The 16,844-nt window shown below is 34.8% G+C and carries 17 protein-coding genes; 14 read left to right on the forward strand and 3 right to left on the reverse strand.

Features of this window, described 5'->3' with window-relative positions; genetic code table 11:
- Positions 1-140 precede the first annotated feature (140 nt).
- Positions 141-500 carry a YxeA family protein gene (locus tag E4Z98_RS01555; protein ID WP_135254427.1) on the reverse strand — a complete coding sequence of 120 codons (360 nt, stop codon included), beginning with the start codon at positions 498-500 and terminating at the stop codon, positions 141-143.
- Positions 501-676: 176 nt separating this feature from the next.
- On the opposite strand from E4Z98_RS01555, the gene radC reads away from it, so the two are divergent.
- The 5 genes from radC (at position 677) to E4Z98_RS01580 (ending at position 4,846) form a co-directional block, all read left to right on the forward strand.
- Positions 677-1,330 (forward strand): RadC family protein, encoded by a 654-nt coding sequence (radC, locus tag E4Z98_RS01560; RefSeq protein WP_135254428.1) that lies wholly within the window; start codon positions 677-679, stop codon positions 1,328-1,330.
- A gap of 128 nt (positions 1,331-1,458) precedes the next feature.
- Entirely contained in the window at positions 1,459-1,659 is a 201-nt protein-coding gene (locus E4Z98_RS01565) for a cold-shock protein (protein ID WP_135254426.1), read from the forward strand.
- Positions 1,660-1,842: 183 nt separating this feature from the next.
- The gene (gene tnpA / locus E4Z98_RS01570) at positions 1,843-2,316 is read left to right on the forward strand and encodes an IS200/IS605 family transposase (protein ID WP_135961157.1); all 474 of its coding nucleotides are present in this window, start codon (positions 1,843-1,845) and stop codon (positions 2,314-2,316) included.
- A 502-nt stretch (positions 2,317-2,818) separates the two neighbouring features.
- Positions 2,819-3,757 carry a 2-dehydropantoate 2-reductase gene (locus E4Z98_RS01575; protein ID WP_135254918.1) on the forward strand — a complete coding sequence of 313 codons (939 nt, stop codon included), beginning with the start codon at positions 2,819-2,821 and terminating at the stop codon, positions 3,755-3,757.
- A gap of 45 nt (positions 3,758-3,802) precedes the next feature.
- Complete coding sequence (locus E4Z98_RS01580) at positions 3,803-4,846, forward strand: PTS sugar transporter subunit IIC (RefSeq protein ID WP_135254919.1); 1,044 nt, start codon at positions 3,803-3,805, stop codon at positions 4,844-4,846.
- A gap of 67 nt (positions 4,847-4,913) precedes the next feature.
- Here E4Z98_RS01580 and E4Z98_RS01585 read toward each other — a convergent pair whose 3' ends face one another.
- Positions 4,914-6,050 carry an ArgE/DapE family deacylase gene (locus tag E4Z98_RS01585; RefSeq protein WP_135254990.1) on the reverse strand — a complete coding sequence of 379 codons (1,137 nt, stop codon included), beginning with the start codon at positions 6,048-6,050 and terminating at the stop codon, positions 4,914-4,916.
- Between the two features lie 278 nt (positions 6,051-6,328).
- Here E4Z98_RS01585 and rny point away from each other — a divergent pair, with 278 nt between their 5' ends.
- The 7 genes from rny (at position 6,329) to E4Z98_RS01620 (ending at position 13,585) form a co-directional block, all read left to right on the forward strand.
- The gene (rny, locus tag E4Z98_RS01590; RefSeq protein ID WP_135254920.1) at positions 6,329-7,894 is read left to right on the forward strand and encodes a ribonuclease Y; all 1,566 of its coding nucleotides are present in this window, start codon (positions 6,329-6,331) and stop codon (positions 7,892-7,894) included.
- A 141-nt stretch (positions 7,895-8,035) separates the two neighbouring features.
- Complete coding sequence (locus tag E4Z98_RS01595) at positions 8,036-8,716, forward strand: metal ABC transporter ATP-binding protein (RefSeq protein WP_135254921.1); 681 nt, start codon at positions 8,036-8,038, stop codon at positions 8,714-8,716.
- Entirely contained in the window at positions 8,689-9,507 is an 819-nt protein-coding gene (locus E4Z98_RS01600; RefSeq protein WP_135254922.1) for a metal ABC transporter permease, read from the forward strand. Before E4Z98_RS01595 ends, E4Z98_RS01600 begins: the two co-directional genes overlap by 28 nt.
- Before the next feature lie 143 nt (positions 9,508-9,650).
- Positions 9,651-10,469, forward strand: a complete 819-nt coding sequence (purR, locus tag E4Z98_RS01605; RefSeq protein ID WP_135254923.1) for a pur operon repressor — start codon at positions 9,651-9,653, stop codon at positions 10,467-10,469.
- A gap of 24 nt (positions 10,470-10,493) precedes the next feature.
- On the forward strand, positions 10,494-11,867 hold the full coding sequence (gene glmU, locus E4Z98_RS01610) for a bifunctional UDP-N-acetylglucosamine diphosphorylase/glucosamine-1-phosphate N-acetyltransferase GlmU (protein ID WP_135254924.1): 1,374 nt from the start codon (positions 10,494-10,496) through the stop codon (positions 11,865-11,867).
- A 105-nt stretch (positions 11,868-11,972) separates the two neighbouring features.
- Positions 11,973-12,944 (forward strand): ribose-phosphate diphosphokinase, encoded by a 972-nt coding sequence (locus tag E4Z98_RS01615; protein ID WP_135254925.1) that lies wholly within the window; start codon positions 11,973-11,975, stop codon positions 12,942-12,944.
- Positions 12,945-13,078: 134 nt separating this feature from the next.
- Complete coding sequence (locus E4Z98_RS01620) at positions 13,079-13,585, forward strand: serine integrase family protein (protein WP_135254926.1); 507 nt, start codon at positions 13,079-13,081, stop codon at positions 13,583-13,585.
- Positions 13,586-13,623: 38 nt separating this feature from the next.
- On the opposite strand, the gene mscL is transcribed toward E4Z98_RS01620, so the two are convergent.
- On the reverse strand, positions 13,624-14,067 hold the full coding sequence (gene mscL, locus E4Z98_RS01625) for a large conductance mechanosensitive channel protein MscL (protein ID WP_135254927.1): 444 nt from the start codon (positions 14,065-14,067) through the stop codon (positions 13,624-13,626).
- 209 nt (positions 14,068-14,276) lie between these two features.
- Here mscL and yfmF point away from each other — a divergent pair, with 209 nt between their 5' ends.
- Positions 14,277-15,542, forward strand: coding sequence for an EF-P 5-aminopentanol modification-associated protein YfmF (yfmF, locus tag E4Z98_RS01630; protein ID WP_135254928.1), 1,266 nt, complete (start codon positions 14,277-14,279; stop codon positions 15,540-15,542).
- On the forward strand, positions 15,542-16,843 hold the full coding sequence (gene yfmH, locus E4Z98_RS01635) for an EF-P 5-aminopentanol modification-associated protein YfmH (RefSeq protein ID WP_135254929.1): 1,302 nt from the start codon (positions 15,542-15,544) through the stop codon (positions 16,841-16,843). Before yfmF ends, yfmH begins: the two co-directional genes overlap by 1 nt.
- Position 16,844: the final 1 nt, after the last annotated feature.

The following is a 16,844-nucleotide window of genomic DNA, read 5'->3' on the forward strand; positions in this document are numbered from 1 at the left end:
ATCGCTCCTTTTGTTTGTTTTGTGTGGTAACTTAATTTTAACAAAAGGCGATATGTTTTTTTAAGATTAAATACAAAAATAGGGCTGAAGAAGGAATAAACCTTCATCAGTCCTATTTATTATAGAGCCGTTTTTTCGTTTTAATGTAATTGTTTTTCAACTTCAGTAGGGAGATCTTTTTTCATGACTTCATGCCATCTTAATACACCTTTTTGCTCATTATATTCTAGTAGTAAATATTTATTTTGCGTCAATGAACGTCCGAATGAACTGAAGGGGATGTTTTTTTCTTCCCCTTTATCATTAACTGCCTCTAATTCATAACGATATTCTTTATCTTGAAGAACGCCTTCTGTATCATAGACATTTTCTACTTGGATAGGTTCTTTATTGATTAGTGCATAATAGGGTTCTCCTGTATAATTTTTTTTATAATATCCTCCTATTGCACCGCCTGCTATTACCAATACTCCAACAAAAATCATCATGCCTTTTTTCATTATCGTGCCACCCCTGTTCTTTATGTTTTCTTGCTTTCTTTATTATCATCCAACACCTGTGATATGACATCATACTAAAGTGGGATTTTTTATGGGACTATAAACTGAAAAAACATTTTTTTGCGTAATATATATGAAAGGGGGCATGATGTGTGTTAATTACTGAAAATGAATTAATGGGGTTACCTAGAGAACGTTGCCTAGAGGTAGGTGTTGAAAATCTGACTATCAAAGAGTTATTAGCGATTTTATTGAGAACAGGGACAAAAAAACAAAGTGTTTTAGAACTTTCAGAGGAAGTAATCAATCATTTTAAGACCTTATTTGATTTAAAAGAAGCGAGTATAGAAGAATTACAATTGATTTCTGGCGTGGGGAAAGTCAAAGCGATGGAGATACAAGCGGCAATAGAATTAGGATATCGTATTGCAAAATCTAATCAAATAAAATTAGGGCAAGTGGTTTCTAGTCATGCGTTAGGTCATGAATTAATTGATGAAATGAAAGATTGGCGTCAAGAACATTTGATAGTTATTTACCTAAATACAAAAAATCAAATGATAAAAAAAGAAGTTATATTTAAAGGGACACTTAATCAAAGTATTGCCCATCCAAGAGAAATCTATCGTGTAGCGGTAAAATGTGCAGCGGCAAGATTTATACTGGCGCACAATCATCCATCAGGCAATCCTAATGTGTCACAACAAGATGTTGATTTTACTAAACGAATCATCGAATGTGGTAAAATAATGGGAATTGAATTGCTTGACCATCTGGTTATAGGTGATATTCGCTACTTGAGTATGAGAGAAGAAGGCATTATTGATTAATTATTGAGTTTATTACTTGCAATTGATAACGGTTTCATTTAATATATAATTATAGCTTGATTAGTATTAGTTAGGCTAAAATACATATGAATTACAAGGATGTAATTTACAGGAGGAACAACAGAATTATGGAAACAGGAACAGTGAAATGGTTTAACGCAGAAAAAGGTTTTGGTTTTATTACTCGCGAAGGCGGAGAAGATGTATTTGTACATTTTTCAGCTATTCAAGGTGAAGGGTTCAAATCATTAGAAGAAGGTCAAGCAGTAACATTTGACGTTGAGTCATCAGATCGTGGCCCACAAGCAACTAATGTTGTTAAACAATAAAATTTAAAACGACTTACAGGACAGAATTTTTTCTGTCCTGTTTTTTTTTATATGTTTTGAAAACCACCTGCTATGCGGGTGGTTCAGGGAGCTTCCAGCGTGGTAACAAAAAAAAACTCCTAAAATGATAAGATAAAGTTGGTTTCCCGACCACAACATCAAATCATTTAGGAGGTGTCTTTTATGAGAAAAGACAATCAAAGTTTATCACATAGAACCTGGAAATGTAAGTATCATATAGTATTTGCACCGAAATATCGACGCCAAATCATATATGGGAAGTATAAAAAAAGTATCGGAGAAATATTAAGAGCATTATGTGACAGAAAAGGTGTAGAAATTATTGAAGCTAACGCATGTAAAGATCATATCCATATGTTGGTAAGTATTCCACCAAAAACGAGTGTCTCGGAATTTATAGGATATTTAAAAGGAAAAAGTAGTTTAATGATATTCGATAGACATGCCGAGTTGAAATATCGTTATGGGAATAGAAAATTTTGGTGTAGAGGATATTATGTAGATACGGTAGGTCGAAATAAAAAACAGATAGAAGAATATATTAGAAATCAAATAACGGAAGATTATGTAGCGGATCAATTAACCTTATTCGAAGAATACGATCCGTTTACAGGACAAAAAAATAAGAGAAAATAAAGTGATTCTTTAAGAATCAGTGAGTAAGTGTGGTGCAAAAGGGAGACCAATCGGTAGGCCTTTTAGGCCCAGGCCGGTAAAAGAGGCTTTCAGCCGCAGAGCAAACCTCCAGTTCACACTGGAGGTTTTGATTGTATACATGGATTATTTGATTATCATTATTGAGATAGCATCAAGGTTTTGTTATAGTAAAATTTTACTTAATAGTTCAAAGAAAGGGGTGGTTATTTGAGTGAAATGATTATTGTGGCATATTAGTTGAACAAAAAAATGAGAAAACTCTCATTTAAGTTGAAAGTAACTAAGTAGAAGAGTGTTGTACACTTATTGTGAAAACAAGAGTGTAAGTTTAAAGAAATGTATTTTTTGATACGGATATTTTATAAAACAAACGTTATATAGGTTAAATGATTAGAAAAATCTAATATACAAAGAAAAACTTTGTGAAGTATATTACAATATTAATTGTTAAAGGAATCACAAACGTTATGGAGGAATATAAATGAAAATTATTATTGCAGGTGCAGGAGCAATGGGAAGCCGTTTTGGTTTAATGCTACACCAATCAGGTAATGAAGTAATACTAGTCGACGGCTGGGAAGACCATATTAAAGCAATCAATGAAAATGGTTTAAAAGCTAATTTTAACGGGGAAGAAGTTGTTGCTGAGTTAAAAGCTTTTCATAAAGATCATTTAGATGTGAATTTCGATGCTGATTTAGTGATCGTTTTCACTAAAGCGATGCAATTAGATGGTATGATGCAATCCATTAAATCTTTATTACATAATGAAACTAAAGTGTTATGTTTGTTAAATGGTATCGGACATGAAGAAGTGATTGAGAAATATGTACCGCTAAATAACATCTTATTAGGGAACACTATGTGGACGGCTGGTATGGTAGGTCCTGGTGAAGTGAAATTATTTGGTAATGGTAGTGTGGATTTACAAAATTTAGCACCTGGACAAGAAGGAATTGCTAAAGAAGTCGCTGAAGTTTTAACAGAAGCAGGATTAAACGCTAAATATGCAGATAATATTCTTTATTCCATTTATAAAAAAGCTTGTGTGAATGGCACAATGAACGGTCTGTGTACTATTTTAGATGTAAACATGGCTGGTTTTGGTGAAACACAAGAAGCCGATGCTATTGTAGAAGCTATTGTAAGTGAATTTGCAGCTGTTGCTAAAGTAGAAGGTGTAGTCCTAGATGTACCAGAAGTCTTAGCACAAATTAAAGGATGTTATAACCGTGAAACAATTGGAGAGCACTTTCCTTCAATGCATCAAGATTTAATTACAAATAATCGTTTGACGGAAATTGATTATATTAATGGTGCAGTGGCTCGTAAAGGGTTGAAATATGATATTGCAACACCATATTGTACTTTCTTAACACAACTAGTTCATGTTAAGGAACAAATTTTAGGAGCAAAATAATAATTAGTTAAAAAATAGTATTGTTGGTAGATGGGGGAAATAGTGATGAATAATAATGAAGAATTAAGTCCAAAAGTTTATTTGAATAAAGTTTTAGCTGGTACAGCAACAGGGATTATCGTAGGGTTGATTCCAAACGCTGTATTAGCAGCCATTTTAAAATTCTTTGGAGACAATGTGTTTGCGGTTACGTTGACACAAGTTGCTGTGATTTTCCAAATTGGTACGCCGTTAATTATTGGCGCATTGGTGGCCATGCAATTTGGTTTGAACCCAATGCAAATGATGGTAACGGGTGGTGCATCGTTTGTAGGTTCGGGCGTTGTGAAATTTAATCCAGATGCAGGTGCTTATATTGGTGCAGGTACAGGTGATATTATTAATACGATGATCACAGCAGCATTGGCAGTAGGGTTGATTTTATTAATTGGAAATAAATTTGGTTCTGTTTCAATTGTCGCTACACCTATTGTAGTTGGTTGTGGTGCAGGGATAATTGGTGTGTGGTTACTACCTTATGTAACAAAGTTAACCACAGCAATCGGTAACCTAATTAATACGTTTACGACGTTACAACCAATCTTAATGAGTATTTTAATTGCTTGTTCATTTGCCTTCTTAATTATTTCTCCAATCTCAACCGTAGCGATTGGTATGGCGATTCAATTAGGTGGTGTCTCAGCAGGTGCCGCTGCTATGGGTGTTGCGGCAACCACTATTGTATTAGTCGTTAATTCTTGGAAAGTAAATAAATCAGGTGTTACAATTGCCGTAGCATTAGGTGCAATGAAAATGATGATGCCTAACTTATTTAGAAAACCAATTATTTTATTACCTTGTCTGTTTACCGCTATTATTTCAGCTATTCCCGTCGCATTATTCTCAATTTCAGGAACACCTGCTTCCGCTGGTTTTGGTTTAGTGGGGTTGGTAGGACCACTTGCTTCTTTAGATAATGGCTTATCTATTGTTTTAGTAGCCATTTGTTGGTTAGTCGTTCCAATTGCGGCTGCTTTATTAGGTCAATTTCTATTTGAAAAAGTATTAAAACTATATGATCGTCAAGACGTATTTGAATTTAAAGGATAAGATAACGGTTTGATGATGCTTTACATGCTAAAATAGGCAACGATTTATTCAATCGTTGCCTATTTATTTATTTTAGGTAATCTTTGATGATAGCTTGGTACTTGTCAATCACGTCTAAGTAATTATCAATTTCAACATATTCGTCCACTTGATGGGCTTTTTTTGATACGCCGGGGCCAAAAACAACAAAATCAAATGCTTTATTGGCTTTTGTGAACTCAGCGGCATCAGTTGTACCAGCAAGGGTTAATACAGGAAGCGGTTCTTTAAACTGTTGTTGGATCACCTTGATTAAGGACGAGTTCTTATTAGCTTTAACAGGATTTTTACTGAAATCAATGTTAAGAGCTAAATGAAAATCGGATTGTTTGTTTAAATCTGTAATGATATTGCGCAATAAAGTAGTAATGTTCTCATTGTCAAAGGCAGGTAATGAGCGGATATTACCTTGTAGCTTAGCATAGGCTGGAATACTATTAACTTGGGAGCCTCCTTCAATTACTGTAATATTATGAATAGTTCGACCAAGTTCTTCGTCAACATATTGTTTCGTAATAGCAGCCATTTCTTGATTGACTTTAGTCATAAAGGTTAATAAATGATTAATAGCATTGTTTCCAAGTTGTGGCATAGAACTATGCGCTTCTTTTCCTGTAGAGGTGACAGAATAGTTCAAAGATCCCATATGTGCATATACGAGTGTATAGCCACTTGGTTCTCCGATAATTAAACCATCTAAGTCATTTGCATAGCCAAGGTTAGTTAATTGCTCAGAACCTAATTCACCTATTTCTTCTCCTACAGTGGCAAGGAGTTTTACTGTGCCGTTAAATGGGTGTTTTTGTTCTTTTAATTCGATCATGGCAATGACCATTGCCATAAGCCCACTCTTCATATCGGTGGTTCCGCGTCCATATAACTTCCCATCATTTATGATGCCATCAAATGGTGGAAAGTTCCATAAATCAGGGTCTCCTTCAGAAACAACATCCATGTGTCCAGTAAGTCCCAGTACCTTTCCTTGTCCATTACCAAGAGTAGCGACTAAGCTGCTTCTTCCCGGTGCATAAGGGATTAATTCAGATTGGATTCCATGAGAGGCAAGTAGCGACTGAATATAGTGTGCTACAGCTTCTTCGTTACCATTTACTGAGGGAATCTTGACAATATCCTGTAGCCATTTAATCTTTTCGTCGTTACTAATCATATAAAAACCTTCTTTCTTAAAGTATCTAAATATATTATATACCTTTAACGAACTAAATGTGCGTGAAAGGTACTAGAAAAGATAATTTACAAAAAATATAATCTTTTTTGCTAGAAATACTTGTAAATAAAGGCTGTCAAGGACTTACTCTTGATTGACACTGATTGTGATAAATATTAGAATTAAGAGTATAAGTCTATTAGTTTTTAGACTTACCTAGTAGGTGGTCGTACACCTGCGTTACAACTATAAATTTCCGGAGGTGCCAAAGAATAATGAATTCACTTATTTTAATCATTGTTCTCGGTATCATCGCGTTAATTGTTGGTCTACTTATCGGTTCGATTATTGCAAAGAACAATCATCAAAAAGCAATTCAAAATGCCAGTGTGACGGCAGAGAGTATTTTAGAAAATGCTAAACGTCAAGCTGAAACTTTGAAGAAAGAAACGTTAATCGAGGCTAAAGAAGAGAATCAAAAGTATCGTTTAGAAATTGAAAGTGAGTTGAAACAAAGCCGAAGCGAAGTTAAAGAACAAGAAAACCGTTTGTTACAACGTGAAGCTAACATTGATCGTAAGGATCAGGCGTTAGTTCAACGTGAAAATTCACTGGCAGAAAAAGAACAGAAACTAGATTCGAAAACACAATTGATAGGTGAACGAGAGCAAGAAGTTCAGGAGTTAATTAACCAAAAAGCGTTAGAGCTTGAAAAAGTTGCCTCATTAAGCAAAAATGAAGCAAAAGATATTATTATGACGCAAACACAAGAAGAATTAGAACATGAATTAGCTGTTAGAGTTAAAGAAAATGAGCGTAAAGTTAAAGAAGACTCAGATCGTATTGCAAAGAATATGCTGTCTTTAGCAATGCAACGATGTGCTGCTGACCAAGTATCAGAATCAACGGTGTCAGTTGTAACGTTACCTAATGATGAGATGAAAGGTCGTATTATTGGACGAGAAGGCCGAAACATTCGTACCTTAGAAACATTAACAGGAATTGATTTGATTATTGATGACACGCCAGAAGCAGTAGTTTTATCAGGATTTGATCCAATTCGTCGTGAAATTGCACGTATGGCACTTGAAAAATTAATTCAAGATGGACGTATTCACCCAGCTAGAATCGAAGAAATGGTCGATAAAGCGCGTAAAGAAATGGATGAACGTATTCGAGAATATGGTGAAAATGCAGCATTTGAAGTAGGTATCCATACATTGCATCCTGATTTAATTAAAATCATGGGACGTATGCGTTTTAGAACAAGTTATGGTCAAAATGTATTAAACCATTCAATTGAAGTAGCTAAATTAACGGGTGTATTAGCTGGTGAATTAGGTGAAGATGTTGAAATGGCTAAACGTGCAGGCTTCTTACATGATATTGGGAAAGCCATTGACCGTGAAGTAGAAGGCTCACATGTTGAAGTTGGAGTAGAACTTGCTAAGAAATACAAAGAGCCTGAAATTGTAATTAATGCGATTGCCTCTCATCATGGTGACACAGAAGCAACATCAGTTATTGCAGTATTAGTTGCAGCAGCAGATGCTTTATCAGCTGCTCGTCCGGGTGCTCGTAGCGAATCATTAGAGAATTACATCAAACGTTTAGAACGTTTAGAAGGTATCGCTAATGAATTTGAAGGAGTTGATTACAGCTTTGCTGTTCAAGCAGGTCGTGAAGTGAGAATCATGGTTAAACCAGATCAAATTTCAGACGATCAAGCAACATTATTAGTTCGTGAAATTCGTAAACGTATTGAAGATGAACTGGAATATCCGGGTCATATCAAAGTAACGGTTGTACGTGAAACCCGAGCAGTCGATTACGCTAAATAAAAGTGATAATAAAAGCAACTTGTTTTTACAAGTTGCTTTTTTTGAGTGTTAAAGATTGACGATTAACCGATAAAATGATAAGATTTTAAGGTTAAAACGTAATCATTACGGTTTTAAGCGAGCTGATAAAGGAGGCACACGATGAGATATATTACAGTTAAAGATTTAACCTTCTATTATGGTAAGGAACCTGTTCTTGAGAATGTTTCTTATCATGTTGATTCCGGTGAATTTGTGATTTTAACCGGTGAAAATGGCGCAGCTAAATCAACCTTATTAAAAAATACATTGGGCTTATTAAAGCCAGCTTCTGGAGAAATTACAATTTCAAAAGTGAATGTGGACGGAGAGCCGTTAAGTATTGGCTACATTCCACAACAAATTGCATCATATAATGCGGGGTTTCCAAGTACGGTACTAGAGTTGGTGCAATCTGGTCGGTTCCAAAGAGGTCGTTGGTTCAAACCATTAACTAAAAAAGACCATGAACATGTTGAGCGTGCGTTAATGGCGGTTAATATGTGGGATATGCGGTACAAAAAAGTAGGGGAGTTATCAGGTGGACAAAAGCAACGGATTTCATTAGCACGTGTTTTTGCAACGGATCCAGATTTATTTATACTAGATGAGCCTACAACAGGGATGGATGAAACGTCACGTGGTGATTTTTATGAATTATTACAACATAATGCGCATGTTCATAATAAAGCTATTTTAATGATTACACATGATCACGAGGATATTAAACAATACGCTGATCGACATATCCGACTAATTCGAAAGGAGGATTCACGATGGAGATGTTTTCATATCCGTTCATGAGAATGGCCTTAATGGCAACAGTATTGATGGCGATTATTGCCCCAATGTTGGGTGTATTCTTGGTTATTCGTCGTCAGTCATTACTTGCTGATACGTTATCACACGTTTCACTAGCAGGTGTAGCGTTAGGTTTCTTGATTAATGTTAATCCAACATTAACAACGTTTTTGGTCGTTGTAGTAGCAGCTTGTTTACTAGAATACTTGCGAATGATGTATCAGACGTATTCTGAGGTAAGCACAGCTATATTAATGTCAGGTGGTTTAGCCTTAGCATTAATTATTATGAGCTTTAGCGAAGGAAGCTCTGGTGTTAAAATTAATGAATATTTATTTGGTTCAATCGTGACAATCAATCAATCACAGTTGGTAATACTAGCGGTTTTAGCTGTTGTATTGATAGTAGCCTATAGTTTATTTAGACGTCCAATGTATGTGTTGACGTTTGATGAAGACACTGCTCATGTGGATGGATTGCCTGTTACGTTGATGTCTGTTTTATTTAATGTATTAACAGGTATTGCCATTTCTGTGATGATTCCAATTGCCGGCGCTTTATTGATTTCAGCTATTATGGTGTTGCCAGCAGCTATTGCAATGAGAATTGGTAGAAGTTTTCAACAAGTGATTGTCGTTAGTGTAGTGGTCGGTTTAGTTGGGATGCTTAGTGGTTTGGTCACTTCTTATCAACTGGATACACCAGCTGGAGCGACAATTACTATGCTGTTTATTGTTATTTTTATGGTAGTCAATGTGATGAAGTTTTTAACAACTAAATTTAATAAAAAGTAGAGAAAATAAAAAATGATACTTATCAAGGAAAAGACGAACTTTCTTTTCCTTTTTTTATATAAAAAAGGTATAATGAGATAGATAATTGAAATTAATGGCTGATGATTGGGCGATTGATTTGTAAATAAGGGAGAGGTAAAAATATGAAAGTTCGTAGAAGTGAACGGTTGATCGATATGACGTATTATCTAATGGAGCATCCACATACGTTAGTGACGCTAACCTCATTTTCAAAAAAATATGGTGCAGCAAAATCTTCTATTAGTGAAGATCTAACAATCGTCAAGCGAACATTTAGTGAGCGCGGAATTGGTATTTTAGAAACATTACCAGGCGCAGCAGGTGGAGTTCGATTTATTCCAAAAATGCCCGAAACAGATGCATTAACAATTGTTGAAGCATTATGCGAGCAATTGTCTGAGAGTAATCGATTACTACCAGGAGGCTATGTCTATTTATCAGATATGTTAGGAACACCTGATATTTTAAGAAAAGTCGGATTGATGATTGCATCAAAATTTTATGATAAACAAGTAGATGCGGTGATGACAGTTGCTACAAAAGGAGTGCCTATTGCTCAAGCTGTTGCGTATAACTTAAATGTGCCATTTGTTATTGTTCGTCGAGATTCTAAAATTACAGAAGGCTCAACTGTTAGTGTGAATTACGTTTCAGGTTCATCAGAGCGTATTGAAAAAATGGAGCTATCAAAGCGTAGTTTAAAACGTGGGGCTCGCGTGTTAATCGTGGATGATTTCATGAAGGGCGGGGGAACTGTTAATGGTATGAAAGGGCTGATTGAAGAATTTGAAGCAGAATTAGCTGGTACAGCAGTTTTTGCTGAAACACGTCATTCAGGTCCTAGAGTAGTGGAAGATTACATTTCATTGCTATCAGTTGATAGTGTAAATACTGCCGAGCGTACAATTAGTGTGACGCCAGGCACTTACTTTGATAAATAATAGTCTTTTGGGAGGAATTAACAAATGAACAAGCGCTATGCGATTATTTTAGCGGCGGGACAAGGTTCTCGTATGAAATCAAAAAAATATAAAGTACTACATGAGATTGCTGGTAAATCAATGGTTGATCATGTATTAACACAAGTTGAAACATTGGCACCAGAAGAAGTGGTGACGATTGTTGGATTTGGTGCAGAAATGGTAAAAGAAACCTTAGGTGAACGTACCAAATATGCATTACAATCTGAACAATTAGGAACTGGACATGCTGTTATCCAAGCAAAAGAGATTTTAGCAGATAAAGAAGGTACCACTTTAGTTATTTGTGGTGATACACCTTTATTACGTGCTGAGACATTACAAGAATTGTTTGAAACACATGAAAAAAGTGGCGCTAAAGCTACTGTCTTAACTGCACATGCAGATAACCCATTTGCTTATGGTCGTATTATTCGTGATGAACAAGGCGCTGTGTTGAAAATTGTAGAAGAAAAAGACGCTTCTGAAGAAGAACGCCTAGTTCAAGAAATTAATACCGGCACATTCTGTTTTGATAATAAAGCGTTATTTGACTCATTAGAAAAAGTTGGTAACGACAACGAGCAACAAGAATATTACCTACCAGATGTCATTGGTATTTTACAAGCTCAAGATGAAATCGTAGCCGCTTACCAAATGTCTGAGTTTGCTGAATCAATCGGTGTTAATGATCGTAAAGCTTTAGCAGTAGCAACAGCAGCAATGCGTCGCCGTATCAATGAGCAACATATGGTGAACGGGGTAACGTTTGTTAACCCTGAAGCAACTTATATTGATGTTGATGTTGAAATTGGTAATGATACATTAATCGAAGCAGGCGTGTCCTTAAAAGGACATACAACAATTGGTTCTCAATGTGTCATTGGAGCTAACAGTGAAATTATTGATAGCGTATTACATGATGATGTAGTGGTTCAATCATCAACGATTAAAAATGCGGTTATCTATTCTGGCGCAGATGTAGGACCATACGCTCATGTTCGTCCAAATTCAAAAATTGGTGAAAATGTTCATATCGGTAATTTCGTAGAAGTGAAAAACGCTAAAATTGATCAAGGAACAAAAGTTGGGCACCTAACGTATGTTGGAGATGCTGATTTAGGAAAAAACATCAATATTGGTTGTGGCACAGTATTTGTTAATTACGATGGTAAAAATAAATTCCGTTCAGTCATAGAAGACGATGTCTTTATTGGTTGTAACGCTAACTTGATTGCACCAGTCAAAGTGGGTAAAAATGCTTATATCGCTGCTGGATCAACTATTACTGAAGATGTTCCAAGTAAAAATATGGCAATCGCTCGTGCGCATCAAGTCAACAAACCTGGTTATGCGGATAAATTACCCTTTTCAAAATAATGAAAAATAGTTGAAAATAGTTGTGAAACACTTGATTTTATGATAGAAAATGACTACTATAATAAGAAGAATGAATAAAGTTTAAAAAAGAAAGCGGAGGTCCTCATGACAAATCATTACTTTGATCCAAAGTTAAAAATCTTTTCTTTGAATTCCAATCAACCTTTGGCTCAAAAAATCGCAAGTGCTATCGGTGTCGAATTAGGTAAATCATCAGTGAAACAATTTAGTGATGGAGAAATTCAAATCAATATTGAAGAAAGTATTCGTGGTGACCATGTTTATTTAATTCAATCAACAAGTTTCCCAGTAAATGATAATTTAATGGAATTATTGATTATGATGGATGCGTTGAAACGTGCAAGTGCTAAGACAATCAACGTTGTACTACCTTACTATGGCTATGCTCGTCAAGAACGTAAAGCACGTTCTCGTGAACCAATCACAGCGAAATTAGTTGCAGATATGTTGACAGCAGCCGGTGCAGACCGTGTGTTAACACTAGATTTACACGCTGCTCAAATTCAAGGGTTCTTTAATATCCCAGTGGATCATTTAATGGCAGCACCATTATTAGCTGATTATTTTATGGATAAAGGATACGAAGGCGATGATATCGTAGTTGTATCACCAGACCATGGAGGTGTCACTCGTGCACGTAAATTAGCTGATTTCTTAAAAGCGCCAATTGCGATTATTGATAAAAGAAGACCAAAAGCCAATGTTGCAGAAGTAATGAACATTATTGGTAAAGTGGAAGGTAAAAAATGTATCATTATCGATGATATGATTGATACAGCCGGTACAATTACTTTAGCTGCTCAAGCATTAAAAGATGAAGGCGCAACAGAAGTTATTGCTTGTTGTACACATCCAGTTTTATCAGGACCAGCTTTAGAAAGATTAGAACAATCAGTTATTGAAAAAGTAATTGTGACAGATTCAATCTATTTACCAGAAGATAAAATGATTGAAAAAATCGAAAAAGTAAGTGTTGGTGAATTAATTGGGGATGCGATTAAACGTATCCATGAAAACAAACCAGTTAGTCCATTGTTTGAATCAAAACGTATGTAATTAATGTTTGAATATTAGTTGACTATAGGAATGCTTAAGTAGTTTTAAGCATCCCTAAGTCACCTTTTGTTGTGAGGGGCGTTTGGACTTGGTATATTTTTTAAATAAAAGTTCAAATAAAGGAAGAAAAAAACATGAAATTATATGTAAATGAAGAATTTAAACAAGAAGTATCCTCAGATTTGGTTAAGGATTATGAAATAATTGTATTAGGTCCATTGAATCAAAAGAAAAATTTTATTGAGCTATTGTCTAAGCTAGGTGATGAAAAAGATATTTATATTTGGGACTATAATATGCTAGATTTAAATATTTTAGCATTTAAGCGTTTGTTAGATAGTTTAGCTGAAGAAAATATTGCGTTACACTTTATTAATGAAAAAGAACATTTTATGGAATATTTAATTGATATTTGTGAACGTGAAAAAAATTATTTAGCAAGCCGTACTAAACGTGGATTGAAGAAGGCAAGAGAAAAAGGTAATTTTGGTGGACGTCCACGAGTGAATGAAGAAGTCATTGAAAAAGTAAAACACTTATATTTCGAGAAAAAATTGACTTATCGTGAAATTGCTGCTCAATGTAATGTATCGATTGGAACAGTTCACAAGTATTCAAAATTATTAAAAGCTACACAATAAAATAAAAAGGGAGGCGATAATTATCGTCTCCCTTTTTATTAATCATTATGAGGTGTTGACTCATGATCTTTTTTTAGTAATTGTACAATTTCTTGTAGTAATTCTTCTTGTGTTGGTTCAGGTTCTTCTTCTGTTTCATTTTCGATAGGTAGAACGGTTGTTCCTAAATCACGTAGTTTATTAATTGTTTTAACAATAAAGAATAATACAACCATTGTAATTAAGAATTGAATAATTGCACCGATAAACACGCCAAAATCAATACGTAAACCTGTTTCACCAAGTGGGACAGCAAGACCTTCGATTTTTGTGCTGTTGCTGTTGCTGCCCGTAATGAAGCGAATGAAGAAAGAAACAAGTGGTGTTAAGACGCTATCCGTTAACGCTTTAACGATATTATTAAACGCCCCCCCAACTAAAACACCAATAGCTAAATCAAACGCATTTCCCTTAGTAATAAAATCTTTAAACTCTTTAATCATAAATAATTCCTCCCAAAAAGTATTTCAAATAAATTATAACCGTTATTATTAAACTAGTCTTGAATTTTGCCTAATAATCTTTAAATAATGTATTAATTTGCCGTGCTAATAATTCAGAAACGCGTTAATTTATGATATGATTAATAAGATAATACATTAGTATTGTGAGATGAATGTATGATAATTAATCGGAAAGGTAGGCATGGTTTATGAGTAAAGAATTAGCTAAGAATGTTAATCTACACGTAATTCCTACTAAAAAATATAAAACTATTCATGTCTTGATTCGTTTTTCTACAGAATTAACACGTGAAAAAGCTAGTTTAAGAACTTTATTAAGTAGTTTATTAGAAACAAATAGTTTGAATTATCCACAACAAACAGACATTAGTAAGAAATTATCGGATATGTACGGAGCAAAAATGGGGGTAGGTACAAGTAAAAAGGGTAACCGTCATTACATGAATGCCGTCTTTTCAATGGTAAATCCTAAATACTTACCTAATGAAGATACGTTATTAGCAGAAGGTTTTACTTTTATGCGTGATATTTTATTCAACCCTAACGCTAAAGAGGGTCAGTTTGATGAAGAAACGTTTCATCGTGAAAAGAAAAACTTGATAGCTTATATTCAGTCAATTTATGATGACAAACAGAGCTTAGCAGCACTTAATTTACAGTCACTCTATTTTTCAGAAGATGATGCCCAAAAAACACCTGGATTTGGACGTGCAGAAGATGTAGAAACGATTGGCAATACTCAACTTTATAACTATTATCAACAGTTACTAACAGAAGACGAAGTTGATATTGTTGTATTAGGTGACGTACAAGAAGAGGAAATTGCATCGTTATTAACTTCTTACAAATTTGAAGATCGTGAGCCAATTTCAGTTAATCCGATGTATAGTCGTGAACGACAATTGACGATTACTGATAAAGTAGAGACGTTACCTGTTCAACAAGGTAAATTGAATCTAGCATATCAAACAGATAGTTATTTTCATGATGAGCATTATTTTACTTTACAAGTGTTTAACGGAATATTTGGCGGCTTTGCCCATTCTAAGTTATTTATGAATGTTCGTGAAAAAGAAAGTATGGCATACTACGCATCAAGTTCACTCGATACCTTTAGAGGAATGATGACGGTGCAAACAGGAATTGATAGTCAAAATAAAGAAAAAGTCCTAACGTTAGTGAGTGAACAATTAGAAGCTATGCGACAAGGTGAAATAAGCGATGAAGAGATGTTGCAAACAAAAGCGATGATACGTAATCAATTTATTTTGTCACAAGATAATCCAAGTGCAAGTATGGAGTCCCTTTATTTAGCTAAAAAATTCCCTCAATCAGCTATTGATGATGAAGAATGGTTGACTCGTTTAGACGCTGTGACTAAAGAGGACGTTCAACAAATGGCGAAACAAGTTGAACTACAAGCAGTCTATTTCATGGAAGGGAGTGTCGCTTAATGGAGAAAAAAGTCTATGAATTAATTAATGAAACCCTTTATACAGAAACACTTCCTAATGGTTTGAAAGTGACGTTATTACCAAAAGAGGGATTTCATAAAACTTATGCCCTATTTACTACTGATTATGGATCAATTGATGAAGAGTTCAAGCCAATCGGGCAAGACGAGTTTGTGAAAGTACCAGATGGGATTGCGCATTTCTTAGAACATAAGATGTTTGAAAAAGAAGATGGAGATGTTTTTCAGTTATTTGGAAAGCAAGGGGCATCGGCTAATGCTTTTACAAGTTTTACTAAAACAAGCTATTTATTCTCAAGTACGGATCAAGTAGAGAAAAATTTAACGACCTTATTAGATTTTGTTCAAGCGCCTTACTTTACTGAAGAGACAGTGGAAAAGGAAAAAGGTATTATCGGACAAGAAATTCAAATGTACGATGATGACCCAAATTGGCGTACGTTTTTTGGCCTTCTTCAAGCGATGTATCCAAAACATCCACTACATATTGATATTGCTGGGACCATTGATAGTATTGCCGAGATTACGGCAGAAGACTTATATTTGTGTTATCATACATTTTATCATCCAAGTAATATGAACCTCTTTGTAGTAGGGAAAATGGATCCAGAAGCTATTATGACGCTTATTAGAGATAATCAAGCAAGTAAAGCATTTGAAGCCATGCCTCCAATTGAACGCAAATTCCCGGTTGAAACATCTGAGGATATCGTTAAAGAATCAACAATCTATCTAGATGTTACACGCCCAAAAGCTTACGTAGGAATTAAAGGAATGGAAGAATTACCTACTAATGGATATGAGTTATTACGTAAACGAACAGCGACTTCGTTGTTATTCCAATTGTTAATAGGGACAACCTCTGATAACTACTTGACTATGTACAATGAAGAATTAGTCGACGATAGTTTTGGCTTTGAATTCAATATGGATCGAGGGTTTTACTTTGCTGATTTTGGTGGAGATACTGATCAACCAGAAGCATTAGTGACGAGATTAAAAGAGATATTATTAACAGCTCAGGATAGTCCTGAATTAACAGAAGAGCGTTTAACTTTATTGAAGAAACGCCTGATGGGAAATTATTTACAATCACTAAATTCATTAGAATACATTGCCAACCAATTTAGTAAAGATAGTTTTGGTGAGGCAACGTTGTTTGATATGATGAATGTGATCAATTCTATTACACTAAAAGATATTTATGATGTAGTAGAATCGTTCATTAAAGAAGATACCATGGTCACACTTTACGTTTATCCTAAAAATAAGGAGTCGTAAG

Origin of the sequence: Vagococcus xieshaowenii (assembly GCF_004792515.1) — a bacterium.
Taxonomy (GTDB): domain Bacteria; phylum Bacillota; class Bacilli; order Lactobacillales; family Vagococcaceae; genus Vagococcus_A; species Vagococcus_A xieshaowenii.